The following is a 17,798-nucleotide window of genomic DNA, read 5'->3' as shown; positions in this document are numbered from 1 at the left end:
ACAATTTATTGCGACCCTACACGCAGGAGTTCCCTTGCGCCCAAAATACGGTAATGCGACAGTGTTATCAGCAATTCGGGCAGGGAGCTTCGGCGTATATTAATCCGATTATAATTGGGATCATTACCATGGAAATGACCTTAGCTACTGCCCCAAGCAAAAGGCGCTATCTGACACTATTTATGATATTTGTCACGGTTGTCATTTGTTATGTTGATAGAGCCAACCTTGCTGTTGCTTCAGCCCATATTCAGGAAGAATTTGGTATCACCAAAACCCAGATGGGTTATATCTTCTCCGCTTTTGCCTGGACCTATACCTTATGTCAGATCCCCGGAGGCTGGTTCCTCGATCGCGTTGGCTCCAAAATGACGTATTTCATTGCTATTTTGGGGTGGTCAGTCGCGACCTTATTACAGGGGTTTGCGAACGGGCTGGGCACCCTAATTGGTTTACGTGCGATTACCGGTTTATTTGAAGCGCCTGCTTTCCCAACCAATAACCGCATTGTCACCAGTTGGTTCCCAGAGCAGGAGCGAGCCTCGGCAGTTGGTTTTTATACCTCAGGTCAGTTTGTCGGCCTGGCATTTCTGACTCCATTACTTATTTGGGTACAGGAAGTCCTCAGTTGGCACTGGGTATTTATTATCACTGGGGGGATCGGCGTTATATGGGCATTGATATGGCACTTTGTTTATCAGCCACCACGTAAATCCAAAGGTATTAATCAGGCCGAACTGGATTACATTCAATCGGGTGGCGGTATTGTTGATGGTGATGCTGCGAGCGAGAAAAAAGCCCGAACCCCCATCACCGCTGCTGAGTGGAAACTGGTATTTAACCGCAAACTGGTTGGCGTCTATATTGGGCAGTTTGCCATAACCTCGACGCTGTGGTTCTTCCTGACCTGGTTCCCTAACTATCTGACCCAAGAGAAACATATCAGTGCGTTGACAGCCGGCTTTATGGCCACCGTACCGTTTTTGGCGGCTTTCTTTGGTGTATTGCTCTCTGGGCTAGTGGCCGATCGCATGGTGCGCAAAGGCAAGTCCATTGGCTTTGCCCGTAAAACACCAATTATCTGCGGTTTATTGCTTTCTACCTGCATTATGGGGGCTAACTATACCAACGATCCGTTCTGGATTATGGTGTTAATGGGGCTGGCTTTCTTCGGTAACGGCTTCGCTTCTATTACCTGGTCACTGGTTTCATCATTGGCACCAGTGCGGTTGATTGGCCTGACGGGTGGCGTCTTTAACTTTGTCGGTGGGCTGGGGGGGATCACGGTTCCACTGGTGGTCGGTTATCTGGCACAGGATTATGGTTTTGCTCCTTCCCTGATTTATATCGCAGCAGTGGCATTTATGGGCGCACTCTCTTATATCTTCCTGGTCGGAGATGTAGAACGGGTGGGATAAACCCTGACTCTGCATGTCGCTGATAGTGGTGATATGCAGAGCATTTGACCAGAGACAGAGCACCGGGTGGTGATATAATCCGTATAAATGATTTAGCCTTCCGTATCACCGGAGCCAAGATGACCTGTCAGCAAGATGCCTCTTCACAAGAACAGCAACTCACCTTTGATCCTCGCGGTCATCAACTCACTAATATCAATGTCTGGACCCCTGATAGCCAATGGCTGGCCTATGATGTGCGGCCCAATGGTAGCACTTTTAGTGGCTTAACGATTGAGCGGGTTAATTGTATTACTGGTGATATTGAGGTGATTTATCGCGCTCAGCAGGGGGCGCATGTTGGTGTGGTGACGGTCAGCCCAGATTCACCCGCGCGTTATGTGTTTATCCACGGGCCAGAGCACCCGGATAGCTACTGGCACTATGATTTTCATCATCGGCGCGGTGTGATTGTGTCCGAACCGGATAGAGAGCTGGCGGTAACACTGGATGCGATGGATATCACCCCGCCCTATACCCCAGGAGCATTGCGTGGTGGTAGCCATGTCCACGTTTTCAGCCCTGACGGCAGCCGTCTTAGCTTCACCTATAACGACCATGTACTACATGAAGTAGACCCGTTATTGGATTGTCGCAATGTGGGTATTGCACTGCCGCTGCATGGCGTGAATCCACCTAAACAGCATCCTCGCGAATACGATGGCAGCCATTTCTGTGTTTTGGTCAGTCGCACCACGCCCATACCACAAGCGGGCAGCGACCAGATAAATCGGGCATACGAGGAGGGGTGGATTGGCGCGCGGGGATATCTTAAAACGGACGGTACCCGTCAGCGTTGGGCATTGGCCTTTATCGGCGACACCCTCTCAGCGCAGGGTGAAAAAATCCCAGAAATCTTTATTGCGGATTTGCCCGAACATGACCGAGAGTATGCCCGCGCTGGAGCGGAGCCACTTGAGGGGACGCAAACTACCCTGCCTGCGCCACCTGCCGGGGTGATTCAGCGGCGGCTAACTTACACCAGCGAGCGGCCTTTCCCTGGTCTTGCTACCAGCCCGCGTCATTGGTTGCGTTCATCGCCGGATGGCAGTGCCATTGCCTGTTTGATGAAAGATGATAGCGGTATCGTACAATTATGGCTGGTTTCTCCCAATGGTGACTCACTACGGCAACTGACATTCAGCGAGGGAGGGATTCAATCAGCATTTAGCTGGCATCCACAGGGCGGTAGTTTGGCTTTTGTCTGTGATAACAGTGTGATGCTCTGTGATAGCACCACCGGTCAACTGCGCCGTTTGACGGCTCGCAGTGCGGTTGCGCCACTGGCGGATGCGGTGGTTTTTGCACCAGACGGTAATAAGGTGGCATTTATGCGGGAAATAGATGGGTGGGTGCAAATCTTTACTGTGAATGTAAGCTAGGCCCCTTAGCTAATACGGTCAGGGGCTGGAGAGGGCACGAGCTGTGATTACTGTATCGGTGCACTGACAGTTTGTGTCGGTTGCTGATTTTGTGTTTCCGATTGGCGGACACGCTCGCGCGGGGAGCTGGCCATTTTGTCTTCATTGTCTGAGCGCAGATAATCGTAGGGTAGGAGCAGGGTATCCATCACCGCAGAGAAGGGCAGATCTACTGCCAACAGGGGCCGTAGCGCCCAGCCGGTATTGTCATCTTTAAGCATCGCCACATTGGCTTCAGTGCCGGAGTAGTAGCCCTGACTGCTGCTGGTGTGGGTCATAATGCTTGAGCAGCCACTAACGAACAGCAGAGAACAACCGGTAACAAAAGGGATAACTGTATTTCTCATTGTTGTACTCAGCTCTCATGATACCGTGATTAACTGACACGACACTATGTCAGGTTTTGTCGTAAATTGTTACACCCATTTACAGACACTTCCGATGGTCAAAGATTCAATCTTGTGGACTGATTTAACTTAAGTGTAAGTTATAACAGCTGATTTATCGAATATTAGTTTAATAAACATCCTATTGAGATTTTTCGCGTAAATTTTTTTTGATTTTACTCTTGAAAAAAACAAGACCGATACCATCTTATTATCAGGTCAGAGAGAATACGCCGATAGGGTATTCAGACCATTAGCCTGTCCATAGTGGAAGGCTTAATTAAAAATAGGATAACACCCTTGCTAATATATTTAGGAGGCAGTTTTTATGCGTAATTCCGAGCTTGCTCCATTGTATCGTTCAGCTATCGGTTTCGACCGGTTATTTAATCTATTAGAATCCGGCCAGAACCAAAGTAATGGCGGTTACCCTCCCTATAACGTCGAGTTGGTAGATGAAAACAACTACCGCATTGCTATTGCTGTGGCAGGCTTTGCAGAGCAGGAGTTGGAAATTGTTACTCAAGATAACATATTGATTATTAGAGGGTCTCATGCTGGTGAGCCTGAAGCTCGCACCTATTTATATCAAGGTATCGCTGAGCGTAACTTCGAGCGGAAATTCCAGTTGGCTGAGCATATTAAAATTAAAGGTGCCAACTTAGTGAATGGCTTACTGTATATCGATCTTGAGCGATTGGTACCAGAAAGTTTAAAACCACGCCGTATTGAAATTAAGCAATCAGCTTAATATGTTTTTTCAATAATATGGCTAAGTCACATTATTAATAACTGAGCTAAGTCTGCCGTAATCGGGGACTGACCGGCTTTCTATTATCTCGCTTCTTAGAAGGAGTTATATTTATGCGTAATTATGATTTGTCACCTTTACTTCGTCAGTGGATTGGTTTTGATAAACTGGCCAGCTCAATGCAAGGCAGTCAGGATGCCCAAGGGTTCCCGCCATATAACATTGAGAAAACTGATGATAACCACTATCGCATCTCACTGGCATTAGCCGGATTTAAGCAGAGCGAACTGGATATCGAAGTAGAAGGCCCACGCCTGACAGTACGCGGTAAGCCCGCGCCGGTAGAAAAACAGGTTGAATACCTGCATCAAGGCTTGATACGTAAAGAGTTCTCATTGACCTTTACTCTGGCTGAGCATCTAAATGTAGATAATGCTCAGTTTGAAAATGGCCTGCTGCATATTGATCTGTTGCGCCAAGTGCCGGAAGCACTGCAACCTCAGCGTATTACTATTGGTAATGCTGCACCTGCGGAGCGTCAAGTATTAGATAGCCCGGCGGCAACCGAGCAAACTGAACAGCAATAATTATGATGACCGGCACCTTTGCTTGAGGTGCCGGGATACCCTTCTTACTTAACGCCGCAGCTTTGTTAGCGGCGTTTTCTTACCGGAGAGTTTCCCCGCTCTCCGGTGCATTTTGTGGTGTATCACACATTCAACCGTTCTCCCTTCTGACAGAATCCCTACTAATTATAAGAATTTAAGGCTATGTCTGACATTGGTGATATTTCACATGGCCGACCGGTTTTTAAACTTAGGCAAGGAAGTGATTTATGAGTGCTATCGCCCTTACCGTCAGTATGTTGGCGCTGGTCGCTGTATTGGGGTTATGGATCGGTAATTGGAAGGTCTATGGTGTTGGATTAGGTATTGGCGGGGTGCTGTTTGGCGGCATTATTGTGGGCCATTTTGCACAAACCTATGACGTTGTTCTTAATGGGGACATGCTGCACTTCATTCAGGAGTTTGGCCTGATTCTGTTTGTATACACTATCGGTATTCAAGTCGGACCGGGGTTCTTCTCTTCACTGCGAGTATCGGGGTTACGACTTAACTGCTTTGCCATTCTGATGGTGATTGTCGGTGGGTTGGTGACTGCCATTATTCACAAACTGTTTGCCGTGCCGCTGCCGATTATTTTGGGTGTGTTTTCGGGGGCGGTGACCAATACACCGGCACTCGGGGCGGCACAGCAGATCCTTACTGATTTGGGGTCACCACCTCAATTGGTTAGCCAAATGGGGATGGGTTATGCCATGGCATACCCATTTGGGATTTGTGGCATTTTGCTGGTGATGTGGCTGATTCGTTTATTCTTTAAAATCAACGTCGATCGTGAGGCCAAAGAGTTTGATAGTAGCCACGGGCAGAATCGTGAGTTGCTACAAACCATGAACGTTGCGGTGCGCAACCCCAATCTGCATGGTTTGTCAGTACAGGATGTGCCGTTGCTCAATAGTGATGAGGTGGTCTGTTCCCGGCTGAAACGTGGTGATTTGCTGATGGTACCGTTGCCCGCCACGGTGATTGAACTGGGGGACTATTTGCATTTGGTTGGCCAGCGTGAAGCTCTGGAAAAAGTGCGGCTGGTCGTGGGGGAAGAGGTGGACGTTACGCTTTCCACTGCGGGGACGGCGTTGCAAACCGCTCGGGTGGTAGTAACCAATGAAGCGGTATTGGGTAAGAAAATCCGTGACCTGAATCTGAAGCAGAAGTATGACGTGGCCATCACTCGCCTTAATCGTGCGGGTATCGAACTGGTGGCCAGTAACAGTGCCAGTCTGCAATTCGGTGACATTCTTAATTTGGTAGGCCGCCCGGAAGCAATTGAGGCGGTATCCGCGGTCGTGGGTAACGCGCAGCAGAAGCTGCAACAAGTGCAGATGTTACCGGTATTTATCGGTGTTGGTCTGGGGGTATTGCTGGGGTCGATACCACTATTCATTCCAGGGTTCCCGGCGGCATTACGGCTCGGGCTGGCGGGTGGGCCACTGGTGGTGGCGTTGATTCTCGGGCGTATCGGTAGCATCGGTAAGTTGTATTGGTTTATGCCACCGAGTGCCAACCTGGCTTTGCGTGAGTTGGGTATTGTGCTGTTCCTGTCAGTGGTCGGGCTGAAGTCCGGCGGTGATTTTATCAATACGCTGGTTAATGGTGATGGGCTGGCATGGATTGGTTATGGCGCGATGATTACCGGCATCCCGTTGCTGACAGTGGGAATTCTGGCACGCATGTTAGTTAAGATGAACTATCTGACGCTGTGTGGCATGTTAGCCGGGTCAATGACCGATCCTCCGGCGTTGGCATTTGCTAATGGCCTGCACCCCACCAGCGGTGCGGCGGCGCTCTCTTATGCCACGGTTTACCCACTGGCGATGTTCTTACGAATAATGTCGCCGCAGATACTCGCCGTGCTGTTCTGGACATTGTAATGGATAGCCGATTATCCTGCGTATAGGGTGTTAATACAGTGAGAACAGGCAGATCGTAAAGACGCCGTCAATCCATCCCTGGAGGCTCGAGCCGCGCCATCCCTGGCGCGGACGCTTTACTCTTCTGCCTATCCTCACCGTATAAAGACTAAGGTGATATTTTCCAAAGGAATAGGAAGTTACGCAATTTGCTGCTTAATAATCACTTCGCTTCTTGAAATGCCAGCTCAATCTCTTCGGCCAGAATTGCGACCCCCTTTTCGATCTGCTCAGGCGCGGGCACATAGTTCATCCGCATGCATTGATGGGTGTGCGGCCAGTCATGTTCCAGACCCGGGAAGAAATAGTGGCCCGGTACCATCAGCACGCCACGTTTTTTCAGGCGCTGATAAAGTAGTTCGGTGCTGATCGGCAACTCTTTAAACCATAACCAGAGGAAAATGGCACCTTCGGGTTTGTGGATCAGGCAGCGTTCAGGCGGCAGGTATTTGCGCAGGATAGCGATAGTTTGCTGCACCCGCTCAAAGTAAAACGGCCGGATCACCTCATTGGATAAGCGCAACAAATCACCACGCTCAATCATTTCGGCGGCGATCGCAGGCCCCATACTGCCGGGCGATAAGCTGATAATGCCATTCATGTTGGTGATGGCCGAAATCACTTTCTCATCGGCAATGACAATGCCGCAACGAGAACCGGGTAAACCCAGCTTCGACAGGCTCATGCACAGGATGATATTCGGATTCCACAGTGGGGTCGCATCAGTAAAGATGATACCGGGGAAGGGCACACCATAGGCGTTATCAATCAATAACGGAATATCACGTTGCTGAGCTATTGCATCAAGGCGAATCAGCTCTTCATCGGTAATCACATTACCGGTAGGATTGGTCGGCCGCGATACACATATCAGGCCAATATCATCGGTAATATTGAGGTGATCAAAATCGACGTGATATTTGAATTGGCCTTCTGGCAGCAGCTCAATATTCGGCTTGGCAGAAACGAACAGGTCTTCATCCAAACCTGCATCGGCATAGCCTAGATACTCCGGTGCCAGCGGGAACAGCACCCGACGGCGGCTGCCATCAGCATAGCGACCAGCGAATAAATTAAATAAGTAGAAAAATGCGCTCTGACTGCCATTTGTCAGTGCAATATTCTGTGGCTCAATTTGCCAGCCCAACTCGTCGCGCAGCATTTTTGCCAGCGCTTTCAGCAGCAAGTCTTTGCCTTGTGGCCCGTCGTAATTACACAGCGCCTCAGTCAATTGCCCGCGCTCCAGCATCTCCTGACACAGTTGTTGGAAGTAGGCATCCATCTCTGGAATATGTGCCGGATTACCCCCGCCAAGCATGATAGAACCTGGGGTTCTAAGGCCGTCGTTGAGGTCATCCATCAGTCTGGTAATACCCGCGTAGCGGGTAAATTTATCGCCGAAAAGTGAAAACTTCATAAATGAAAATTTATTGTTATCCGTAAGTGAACAAGTACCATACGCGTAGATAAAAGTGGGTGCAATGCGGAAAGATTTCTTCCTACCAATGGAAAGTGTCGGCAGGGAGTGTTTTTTCGGGATAATATTCTTATTTACTCTTTCTTGTCTCCGACCCAAACCACCAGCACATTATCCCCCTGATACTGGCGACTAAAAGCATAATAATCATCAGTTTGTTGAGATTGTTGTACTCCGGCACCAATCGCCGGATGGCGAGCGCGGAACTGACTGACTTTTTGCCAGTGTGCCAGCAGCGCACCTTTGGCACCGGTGAGTTCATTCCAGTTCATATCTGATCGGGTGCCCTGCAACGGATCTGAACCAGTTGGGCCGAATTGCCGCCCACTTTCATCGCCATAGAAGATTTGCACTGCACCTGGGGCCAGCAGCAGCAGTGAGCCAGCCTGTTGTTGTTTCAGCAATGACTGCCGGGCATCATCTTTGAAGAATAATCGGGTATCGTGTGATGACAGGTAACTCAATACATTAAAAGCTTGCAGTTTTTCAGCCATTTGCTGATAGGTGCTGTCAATAGAAGAGAAGCACGCTAGCGCTTGTTTTGCTTGATCCTGAAAATCAAAGTTAATCATGGCATCGAAGCCGTTTTGGTAGTAATCGCTCTTCATCACACCATGGCCCCATGCTTCTCCGGCCATCCAGAACGGTAAGTTATCCAGTGCTTGAGAGGGATGGGCCGCTTTCCATTCAGCCAATGCGGCAGTGGTTTGTTGTTTAAGCTGTTGCCATGCCGGCTTCTCCACATGCTTGGCAGTATCAACCCGAAAACCGTCGATACCGTAATCGCGCACCCATTGGCTTAACCAATGAGTTAGGTAATCACGCGGTGTGGCTCCAGCAATTTCCCGCGCTGCGGTATCAGGTTTATGCCGATAAAACACCGGTAAGCCGCTGGGGTGAGTCGATTCTGTTTTGATGTCCGGCAAGAAAGCTAATGACATGGTTAGGTCGTCATAACCCGGTGAGTCGTAATCGCCAATATCGGTACGGATCCACTGCTTGCCCCACCAGTTGTCCCAACTGGCTTTATCACCGAAGTTGATGTAATCATTAAAACTATGCCAGGTTTGCCCTTTGCCGGGCGTCCAGTCGGTCCATTTTTTACCCAGTGTTTTTTCCAGTTGGTCGCCTGGTAAATAGAGTGCACCGAACTGGTAACTTTGCATATCCGCTAAAGTGGCGTATCCCACATGATTCATCACCACATCAAATAGAACACGAATGCCACGTTTATGGGCCTGTTCAACCAGCTTATGTAAATCCTGTTCGGTCCCCATATTGGCATCCAGACGGGTCCAATCCAGCCCGTAATAGCCATGATAGGCATAATGCGGGAAGTCGCCTTTAGTACCGCCACCGACCCAACCGTGAATTTGCTCCAGTGGCGAACTTATCCACAGGGCATTAACGCCAAGCTGTTGCAGATAATCAAGTTTCTCGGTTAAGCCTGCCAGGTCGCCGCCGTGGAATGTACCAATTTCCTGCATACCATCGCTGTGACGGCCGTAGCTGTGGTCATTGGCGGGATTGCCATTTTTAAAACGATCCGTCAGGACAAAATAAACAGTCGCATTTTGCCAGCTAAATGGCGCGGCTTGCTGGGTTTGGGCTGATTCCAATAGCAATAAACCACCACTCTCTGGGGCCGGTTGTAGCGTGATTTTCCCCAGCGAGACTGTTGCCGTTTGGCCGGAATAGAAATCCCGTATCGTTTCGCCTTCAGCAAAGGTTTTGCTCACATCTACAGTGACAGGCAAGCCATTCCAGCGCTGGCAACTGTGAGTCACGACTTTTGCCACTTCCACCACAGATTCTGTGAGGCTTAAAGTGAGTGTCGGCGTACCGCTGCGGATATCAATGCGCGCCTGATACTGGCCATCACGGAACAATCGCCACTGAATATCGGCTTGATTCTGACAGGGTTGCAGCGAAAACGTCTGGTTCAACTTCACCGGCCCGGTGGGTTGCCAGCACTGTTTATTCTGATAAAACTTGAGCGGATATTTCCCTTTAGTCAGAGTGCTATTACTGACAAAAATACCACTGTCCTGCTCGGTGAATACCGGGAAATGCTGGAGTGACCAGTTAGCCATCGCTGCTGGTGAGAGTAGTAGCAGCAAGGATATTTTGAGATGTTTCATGGCACATCTTCCTATTTTGGGCACGAGAGGTTTATGCGGATTGAGGCTGGTTTAGTGTGCCGTTTGGTGAGGAAATAGCCTCATCCCTGAGTGGATTTTATGGGGAGGAGACGTGCGGAGGAGTGGGGCACTTTTAATTGGCCGTTTTTTAGCCTAAACTACAATGTATACATTGTAAGTTATGGGGTGTGGAGAGAAAAATGAGTGTTATATCTGTAAGAATGCCTGATGAACTCGCTCACCAACTGTCGTTATTGGCCGAAGCGACTGGGCGTACCAAATCTTATCTGGCCGGGCAGGCAATCCAGGATTTCCTGGCGCGAGAGGCATGGCAAATTAACGAGATAAAACAAGCTATTATTGAGGCTGAACAACAAGATTTTATCTCTGAAAATGAGATGACTACACGTTTTAAAAGAATGGGTGTGGCGATTCAGGGTAAGGATGAATAATGAACGTAATATGGCTAAGGAAAGCCGCTGTAAACTTAGAACATGAGTATCAGTGGTTATATGAGAAAACCCCTACCGCGGCTCAAAATTTTGCCAATGAAGTCTATGAGTTAACCTCATTATTAGCCACTCAACCCTCGATGGGGCGAGCAGGAAGAGTGATGGGAACACGAGAGTTGGTATTGTATAACCTCCCTTACTTGCTACCTTATCGGGTTAAAAACGCTGAGATTCAAATACTTCGCGTGTTTCATACCTATCGAGAACCACCAAAAGTCAGATGGTAGTTATTTTAGAATATAGTTATCTCAGAGGATGGTTATCATAGGCCCGCGCATCACAGGCCTATGAGCTTAACGGATAATTTTTTTATTTCTGCAAAACCTGCGGATTCACGCAGTTTTCCGTCACGGTACCGGTTAGCGCGGCGATCAGGTTATCCACTGCACAGGCAGCCATGTTGTAACGGGTCTCGGTGGTGGCGGAACCAATATGTGGCACGGCAACCACANTGCGCAGTGAGAGTAAGGGCGAATCTATCGGTAGCGGCTCTTGTTCAAACACATCCAACCCAGCGCCATGAATCGTGCCATCTTGTAGCGCGGCAATCAGCGCTGGTTCATCGACAACCGGCCCACGGCCCGCATTAATCAGAATTGCGCTGGATTTCATTTTAGCCAGTTGGTCACGGCCAATCATATGGTAGGTCTGCTCGGTCATCGGCAGCGTAATACAGAGAAAATCAACTTCAGCCAATAAGGTATCGAGAGAACAGCGACGGGCATTAAAGCGTTTTTCGGCTTCTTCATGTGGGCGGCGGCTGGTATACAACACCGGCATACTGAAACCGAAATGTGCCCGCTGGGCCAGTGCCATCCCGATGCGACCCATACCGAGAATGCCGATAGTTTTGTGATGGATATCAACACCATACCAGTCATCACCAATGCTATCTTGCCATTCACCGGCTTTCACCCGTTCAGCTAATTCAACCACTCGACGCGCGCAAGACAGCACCAAGGCCATCATGGTGTCGGCGACGGTTTCTGTCAGCACCGTTGGTGTGTGCATCAAGGCCACACCACGCTGGCTTAGGGCATCAACATCAAAGTTGTCATAACCGACAGAAATGGTTGAGGCAGCGCGCAAACGTGGTGCTAATTGTAGAAAGTCCTGATCGATTTTACCGCCGGAACCGATAAGCCCCTGTGCCTGTTGCAATGCAGACAATAGCTCTGGCTGATTATCAGGCGCTAAGCCATCAAAACTGTTTACGGTAAAATGTTGGGCTAAACGCTGATGCAGATCGCTGGGAATACTTTTGTACAGCACAATAGAAGGCTTCATCGCAAACTCCAATGACGTTACCCTTCATACTTGAAGTCGCAGGGGTGTTAGCTTCATTCACTAATCCGAATCACTTGACTGTGTAAGTTCATCGGGGTTTGCATCACTCGATGCCTGCCCGCAACCTCAATTACTTTGGGTGGGTGAAATTTAAAGCCAGCATACCAGTGATCACTATTGTGGGATCAAGCGCTAATCACCTTCGTCATGTTACAACGCATGAAAACCGACCTGCGTTAGCAGGTCGGTGACGTCGAATTATTGTGCTTCGCTGCGGGCGGTATTTTTAGCCGTCAGGGTATGCGAGCTGATGGCAGCGCAACGTAGTGCGGTAATAATCGCCAATGCGGGTGCGATGGCAAACAAAATAAACAGCCAATGGGCGGTATTTTCTGCCCCCGCGACTCCCCCTGGGGAATTAAGGCCAGAGAGGTTGGCTACCATGCCAGCCATCGCCGCACCGAGTGCGGTGGCAAACATCTGAACTGTGGTAATCGAGGCTCCGGCAATGTCTTTATCTTCTTCAGCAGCCACTTGCAGAATACGGGTCAACAAATGTGGCCAGCCAAAGCCGATGCCAAAACCGACCAGTGTTAATGCGATAGCGATCGGCACCATCTGTTGCCAGCCACCAAGTGAGCCGGCTGGCATCAAGATAGACAGCGCCACTAATCCCACTAGCACAATGATTGGACCGCTGATAATCGCCCAGCGGACGCCTGATTTTTTCCAACCCGCGCTCATTACTTCAGAAAGGGTCCAGCCCGCCGCCATGGTGGCTGCAATATAACCTGAAATCAACGGTGACTGACCATGGAGGATTTGCAGGAAGTAAGGGACGAATATCTCACAGGTAATGCCGATCGCCAGCAGAGAGATGGTGATATAGAGTGCTGCCAGCGGTGAGTTAAGGCGCAATGCCTCTTTTGGCAGTAGCCGAGAGGTGGCGCGTGACTCGATGCGCAGTAACAACAGCAACAGTAAGATGGCAAACACCATACCCACCATATTTATCAGACCGCTGCTGGCGATACTGCTGGCAGAAATAGTCAAAACAATCGCGGTTAATAACACCAATTGCGTGACAGGCAATGCCGACGCTGTCGTGGTACTGGAGCGGCCCGCTGGCAGGATTCGCCAGGTAAAGATGGCATAAATCAGGGTGATGGGGAGTAGCGTCCAAAATGCAAAACGCCAGGCATTCATTTCAGCAAATATGCCGCCAATCGCAGGGCCAATCAGGGTAGCAACGCCCCACATACCTGAAATCAGCGCCATTGCCCGCGGCCATAACGATTGTGCAAATACCAGATTAATCATGGCGTAAGAAAGGGCAAACAGGAAACCACCCCCTAAGCCTTGCACAGTGCGGCCCAGCAGCATCAGTGGCATATTCGGTGCCATGGCACATAACGCACTGCCGAGCATAAAGATTAGCGAGGCAAACAGGTATGCGCTACGTGGCCCGTAGCCACTGAGTAAGCGCGCAGAAAGGGCCGAGCCGAGGATCGAGGCGGTAACGAATAGCGTGGTATTCCAGGCGTACAAGCTCAGGCCGTCAATATCCAGCACCACCGACGGTAAAATGGTGGTGGCGATGTAGATATTGATGGCATGTAACACCACACCACCTGACAGGGCTATGGCAAAGGCCGCATTTTTACCGGAGAACAAGTCACTCCAACGGCTTGCATCATTTATTATCACGTTTCTATCCTGCCAGAAATCTGGTTGTTGAGTTGATTTTGTGGTTACGATAAAATTAAATAAGTAAATTCTTGGAATAACTTAGGGCAGTTACTAATAATAAGTCAAGCATGCGCTTGGAAAATGTTATGCTGGCATTGATTGATCAAAAATAAAAAACCTAGCAATGATACCGGGGAAGATATGAATATCGACCATACCACCAGTCAGCCACAATCGGTGGCGAAACGCCTACTGATGCTGCTTAAAACTCGTGGTCCGATGCAAGCGAGTGATGCCGGGATGATTTTAGGCACGACAGGTGAAGCGGCCCGGCAGCAATTCGTCAAATTGGCTAAGGAGGGGTTGGTGGTCTCCGAGGCGCAAACGCGCGGTGTGGGTCGGCCGATTCAATTATGGCAGCTAACCGAGGTGGGTAACGCGCAGTTCCCTGATACGCACAGCGAACTGACGGTACAACTATTAGGTTTAATCCGTTCTCAATTGGGTGACAGCGCCCTTGAGTTGCTGATTGATAGCCGCGAACAGGAAACCCGCACTCAATATTGTCAGGCGATGGTGGGGGCAAATAGTGTGACCGAGCGGGTTGAGCGGCTGGTGGCCATCCGCAGCCGTGAAGGTTATATGGCACAAATGCAGCAGGAGGCTGATGGGTCACTCTTGTTGATCGAAAATCACTGCCCAATCTGTGCCGCGGCGACCAGTTGTCAGGGCTTTTGTCGGGCGGAGTTAGCGGTATTTCAGCAGGTGTTAGGGGTAGCGGTTGAGCATGTTGAGCATATTCTATCCGGCTCTCGTCGTTGTACTTATCGTATCAGGCGCGAGTCATTATGATGACCGATTGGCTGCGGCTGTAATGAAAATGCGGATAAAGCCTGAGGCACTATCCGCAGAGAAAGTATTAAGAATCACAGCGGGCTTAAGGTAATTTCAACCCGGCGGTTTTGTGCTTTACCGGCGGCGGTGCTGTTGCTTGCGACCGGATTGTCCGGGCCTGCACCACTGGTGCGAATACGATTAGCGGCCACGCCCTGCACGATGAGTGCGCTACCCACGCTGTCGGCGCGTTGTTGTGAAAGCGTCATGTTATGTGCCCTGGCACCGGTGCTGTCGGTATAACCGGTCACATTGACGGCGGTTTTATCATATTCTTTCAATACCATCGCCACGCCGGTTAAGGTGTTGGCCCCGGCCGGTTTCAGGTTGCTGCTATCCGTATCAAATGTGACATTATTTGGCATATTCAATACGATATTGTCGCCCTGACGGGTAACACTAACACCGGTACCGTTCATTTTTTCACGCAGTTTGGCTTCCTGCACATCCATGTAATAACCGGCACCACCACCCAACGCAGCACCTGCTGCTGCGCCAATTAATGCCCCTTTGCCCCGATCGTGTTTCGATGATGACAACATACCAATGCCGGCCCCTAATGCCGCACCAATACCAGCACCGTAACCGGATTTTCCGGCTTGAGACTCGCCAGTATAAGGATTGGTAGTACAAGCGGAAAGTGTCAGCGCCACAGAAACGGCGGCCACCGTGGCCAGAATGTGTTTTTTCATTGAATTTCCCTTGAATGGCACTCTATTTCGGCGAAAAGATAGATAACGTCGCCCAATAGCAGATTAAAAAATTACTCACCAACGTGAAGTACAGTTGCTGGTTTTTATCTGCCATCGTTATCCGGTAAAAAAGGAGGGAATACCATTGAGAAAACTCTCATAGTGTCATCCCAAGTGGTTAGTTGACCGGTTTATCAACAAATTACGCACGAAAAAGCCACGACTTAGCGGGTGGTTGAATAACTTCCCCCTATCTGTAGCAATAGGGGGCGTGATTTATAACTCCACGTGAGGCGGGGCGGTGGGGGGCTGGGTTGGTATTGATGAAACGGGGCCGAATTTGTAGGGATTAAAATTAAAACCAATGCGTTTCTTTACGATGGCCGAGGGGGTTGAAATCACCTCAGCTTCGATAAGAGTAATACCCTCGGCTTTCAAATGTTGAATGGTGGCGTGCAGTGCGGCTGATCCCGCGCCCCTGATTGTCCCTTCAGCATCTGGGGTTAAAACATAAGTCGGATGCGTTAATGTTGTTGCTATTGTGCCGTGTTTTTCATGTGTTTCTTGATTGATTAAATAACTGTGCGCAATGCTAACGCTAACAATCTGATGGTTAAATCGAACCACGATAATGCTCTGATTATCACTGGAACGCTGCGCGTAACTCTTTATCAGCCGACTGGTGGCTTGACCTGCATATCTATTTGTCGCCATGGCCGTCGGGAATATACCATGATGATTACAATAGACGCGCTGTTCATGGTATGTATTTTCCCATTCGGCAATCGTGGCGAGTAATTCATAGATTTGGCGGCGAATTTGCTCTGATTCGCCCTGAATCACCTCAATATCGAACCTTTCCGGCGGCACCACCCACTCACCATTACGCAGTATTCGTGGCAAAACATCTTGATAAATATAGGAAGAGATTGGCATCTCATAGCTTCCCAGCGGGTATTGCTGAGCCTGTCGTGGTGACGCAATAGAATCATCACTGTCAGAGTCACTCTCGCTACTGCAACTGTCATCGGTGCTTTCGTTGCTACTATCGGCAGTGGCACCCTGAGGGCTATTGGTTATCGCGTAATTGGCATAGTTTTGTTCAGCATAGCCAAAAGATTGAGTGATGCTATCTATCACCGCCGATCGACCTTGCTCTTCAGCGACATCATTAACAGTTTGGATCAAGCGATTACCGGCAACAGGCTGATGGATAAAAGCATCAATAGCCTCATTGTCGTTATCAATGGTCCCTCGGTCTAAGATGTTATTTAAGGTTTGGATCAGGTATTCCGTTGACCAGGTACGCAAATTACCACCGAACAATAGCGTAAAATCAGCTAATACTGATGATAACCAGGGAGAACATAAATGCCGAATTTGGCGGGGATAACGCAGACCAATAACATTCTCCAATGGCGTCTGGCAATGGCGAGCAACAGCCGGCAGCGTGAGCGACTGTTCGTGGAGATGGGTTTGAATTTGGGTTAACACTAATGTGGGGGGAACCGGCTCTTGTGAAGTGGATATCAAGGGAGTATGAGGTTTTAAAGGCTCGCCACTGCCCACCACGATTCTGTTTGATGGATCTTCTCCGGCGAAGAGTGCCTTAATATGTCCCCAGGCGGATTCAACCTGATCACAACGCCCGTGGGTGATTATGTTATAGAGCGCCAGAGGGCCGGATAAAAAGCAACCTGCAATACCGCTGGCCCCACGTTTGGTTCTTTGGGGCTGGCTGTGTATTGCCATGAGAACTTTTTGCATGACTAACGGTTGCCGCTCATCACCATTAAAGATAGATAAATAAAATGGCTTGCTGTTAATAGCATCCTGAGAAAGGATTGAGATAGTCGGAGACAAATTGAGTAACTCGCCTTCGAGTGTTTCCAAATAATTCAACAGTAATTCATTATTATACCAGGAGAATAAGAAGGAAATGTGTGTCACACCCTGATGGATTGGAAAGTCGAGCTGTTGCTTGTTAGGTGGCAGTATTGAAACCCTATTATCGTCAGCGGTAATATCAATAAAATCATTAAGACTCATATTAAATGAGCCATCATTCACTTCAAAGCTAAGGAGTATGGACTTTCTTTTATTTTCTGCATCTACGGTATAGCGAGAAAATATAGCAGAAAGAGGTATCACCATTTTTTGTGCGATAACACAATGTATATCACAACTCAGTAATGATTTATCTGTCACCAAGATTCTGGATATTTCATCTGTTCCTATCACGTGTTGCCATGTATTTTTCATGACACTATCCGTTAAGGTGAAAAAATTTTCATTTTGGTAAATCGTCGCCTGACTGCCTTTGGGAATTTTAATTGAATTTATTTCATCTGCTCGAATTGAAAGATGATTGATTATTGTGAAATCAATGTCTTCTGGGGCATGAATACAGAGCTCTTTACCCTGGAAATAATCGCTGGAATAAATACAAACAGGCAAACTACGGGTAGGGGGGCCGCTCATGCCTGAACCTGGGCGCTCAATTATATTGTCAGTCAATGTTTCTTGGGCTGTAGCCAGCCCAGAATATGACAGATATA

15 protein-coding genes are annotated in these 17,798 nt (G+C 49.0%); 8 read left to right on the top strand and 7 right to left on the bottom strand.

Going from position 1 to position 17,798, the window contains the following annotated elements; genetic code table 11:
- Positions 1–128 precede the first annotated feature (128 nt).
- Positions 129–1,418: an MFS transporter gene (locus V1952_RS12490; protein WP_420074840.1), complete on the top strand. Its 1,290-nt coding sequence runs from the start codon at positions 129–131 to the stop codon at positions 1,416–1,418.
- Positions 1,419–1,537: 119 nt separating this feature from the next.
- On the top strand, positions 1,538–2,839 hold the full coding sequence (locus V1952_RS12485; protein WP_420074839.1) for a DUF3748 domain-containing protein: 1,302 nt from the start codon (positions 1,538–1,540) through the stop codon (positions 2,837–2,839).
- A 47-nt stretch (positions 2,840–2,886) separates the two neighbouring features.
- Here V1952_RS12485 and V1952_RS12480 read toward each other — a convergent pair whose 3' ends face one another.
- Positions 2,887–3,225: a YceK/YidQ family lipoprotein gene (locus V1952_RS12480; RefSeq protein ID WP_420074838.1), complete on the bottom strand. Its 339-nt coding sequence runs from the start codon at positions 3,223–3,225 to the stop codon at positions 2,887–2,889.
- Positions 3,226–3,592: 367 nt separating this feature from the next.
- Between V1952_RS12480 and ibpA the strand changes: the two genes are divergently transcribed.
- The 3 genes from ibpA to V1952_RS12465 all read left to right on the top strand — a co-directional run bounded on the left by ibpA (position 3,593) and on the right by V1952_RS12465 (position 6,509).
- Positions 3,593–4,015 carry a small heat shock chaperone IbpA gene (gene ibpA / locus V1952_RS12475; RefSeq protein WP_420074837.1) on the top strand — a complete coding sequence of 141 codons (423 nt, stop codon included), beginning with the start codon at positions 3,593–3,595 and terminating at the stop codon, positions 4,013–4,015.
- A 113-nt stretch (positions 4,016–4,128) separates the two neighbouring features.
- Complete coding sequence (gene ibpB, locus V1952_RS12470; RefSeq protein WP_083161508.1) at positions 4,129–4,602, top strand: small heat shock chaperone IbpB; 474 nt, start codon at positions 4,129–4,131, stop codon at positions 4,600–4,602.
- 248 nt (positions 4,603–4,850) lie between these two features.
- On the top strand, positions 4,851–6,509 hold the full coding sequence (locus V1952_RS12465; RefSeq protein ID WP_372560207.1) for a putative transporter: 1,659 nt from the start codon (positions 4,851–4,853) through the stop codon (positions 6,507–6,509).
- Positions 6,510–6,711: 202 nt separating this feature from the next.
- Here the strand turns inward: V1952_RS12465 and V1952_RS12460 are convergent, their stop codons facing one another.
- Together V1952_RS12460 and V1952_RS12455 are read right to left on the bottom strand one after the other, a co-directional pair.
- Positions 6,712–7,965, bottom strand: a complete 1,254-nt coding sequence (locus tag V1952_RS12460) for a valine--pyruvate transaminase (protein ID WP_372560208.1) — start codon at positions 7,963–7,965, stop codon at positions 6,712–6,714.
- Between the two features lie 134 nt (positions 7,966–8,099).
- On the bottom strand, positions 8,100–10,166 hold the full coding sequence (locus tag V1952_RS12455) for an alpha-amylase (protein ID WP_420074836.1): 2,067 nt from the start codon (positions 10,164–10,166) through the stop codon (positions 8,100–8,102).
- 200 nt (positions 10,167–10,366) lie between these two features.
- Between V1952_RS12455 and V1952_RS12450 the strand changes: the two genes are divergently transcribed.
- Both V1952_RS12450 and V1952_RS12445 read left to right on the top strand, forming a co-directional pair.
- Positions 10,367–10,618: a CopG family ribbon-helix-helix protein gene (locus V1952_RS12450; protein ID WP_372560210.1), complete on the top strand. Its 252-nt coding sequence runs from the start codon at positions 10,367–10,369 to the stop codon at positions 10,616–10,618.
- Entirely contained in the window at positions 10,618–10,905 is a 288-nt protein-coding gene (locus tag V1952_RS12445; RefSeq protein ID WP_420074835.1) for a type II toxin-antitoxin system RelE/ParE family toxin, read from the top strand. Before V1952_RS12450 ends, V1952_RS12445 begins: the two co-directional genes overlap by 1 nt.
- A gap of 82 nt (positions 10,906–10,987) precedes the next feature.
- Here V1952_RS12445 and ghrB read toward each other — a convergent pair whose 3' ends face one another.
- Together ghrB and V1952_RS12435 are read right to left on the bottom strand one after the other, a co-directional pair.
- Positions 10,988–11,965 carry a glyoxylate/hydroxypyruvate reductase GhrB gene (ghrB, locus tag V1952_RS12440; protein ID WP_420074834.1) on the bottom strand — a complete coding sequence of 326 codons (978 nt, stop codon included), beginning with the start codon at positions 11,963–11,965 and terminating at the stop codon, positions 10,988–10,990.
- A 258-nt stretch (positions 11,966–12,223) separates the two neighbouring features.
- Complete coding sequence (locus V1952_RS12435) at positions 12,224–13,666, bottom strand: MFS transporter (RefSeq protein ID WP_372560681.1); 1,443 nt, start codon at positions 13,664–13,666, stop codon at positions 12,224–12,226.
- Positions 13,667–13,855: 189 nt separating this feature from the next.
- Between V1952_RS12435 and V1952_RS12430 the strand changes: the two genes are divergently transcribed.
- The gene (locus tag V1952_RS12430) at positions 13,856–14,506 is read left to right on the top strand and encodes a helix-turn-helix transcriptional regulator (RefSeq protein ID WP_420074833.1); all 651 of its coding nucleotides are present in this window, start codon (positions 13,856–13,858) and stop codon (positions 14,504–14,506) included.
- A gap of 74 nt (positions 14,507–14,580) precedes the next feature.
- Here the strand turns inward: V1952_RS12430 and V1952_RS12425 are convergent, their stop codons facing one another.
- Both V1952_RS12425 and V1952_RS12420 read right to left on the bottom strand, forming a co-directional pair.
- The gene (locus V1952_RS12425) at positions 14,581–15,240 is read right to left on the bottom strand and encodes an OmpA family lipoprotein (protein WP_420071708.1); all 660 of its coding nucleotides are present in this window, start codon (positions 15,238–15,240) and stop codon (positions 14,581–14,583) included.
- A 276-nt stretch (positions 15,241–15,516) separates the two neighbouring features.
- Positions 15,517–17,502, bottom strand: coding sequence for a hypothetical protein (locus V1952_RS12420; RefSeq protein ID WP_420074832.1), 1,986 nt, complete (start codon positions 17,500–17,502; stop codon positions 15,517–15,519).
- Positions 17,503–17,798: the final 296 nt, after the last annotated feature.

This window comes from Yersinia sp. 2542 StPb PI, from assembly GCF_048593855.1.
GTDB classification, from domain to species: Bacteria; Pseudomonadota; Gammaproteobacteria; order Enterobacterales; family Enterobacteriaceae; genus Yersinia; species Yersinia enterocolitica_E.
This window is presented reverse-complemented; position numbering and strand designations above follow the sequence as displayed.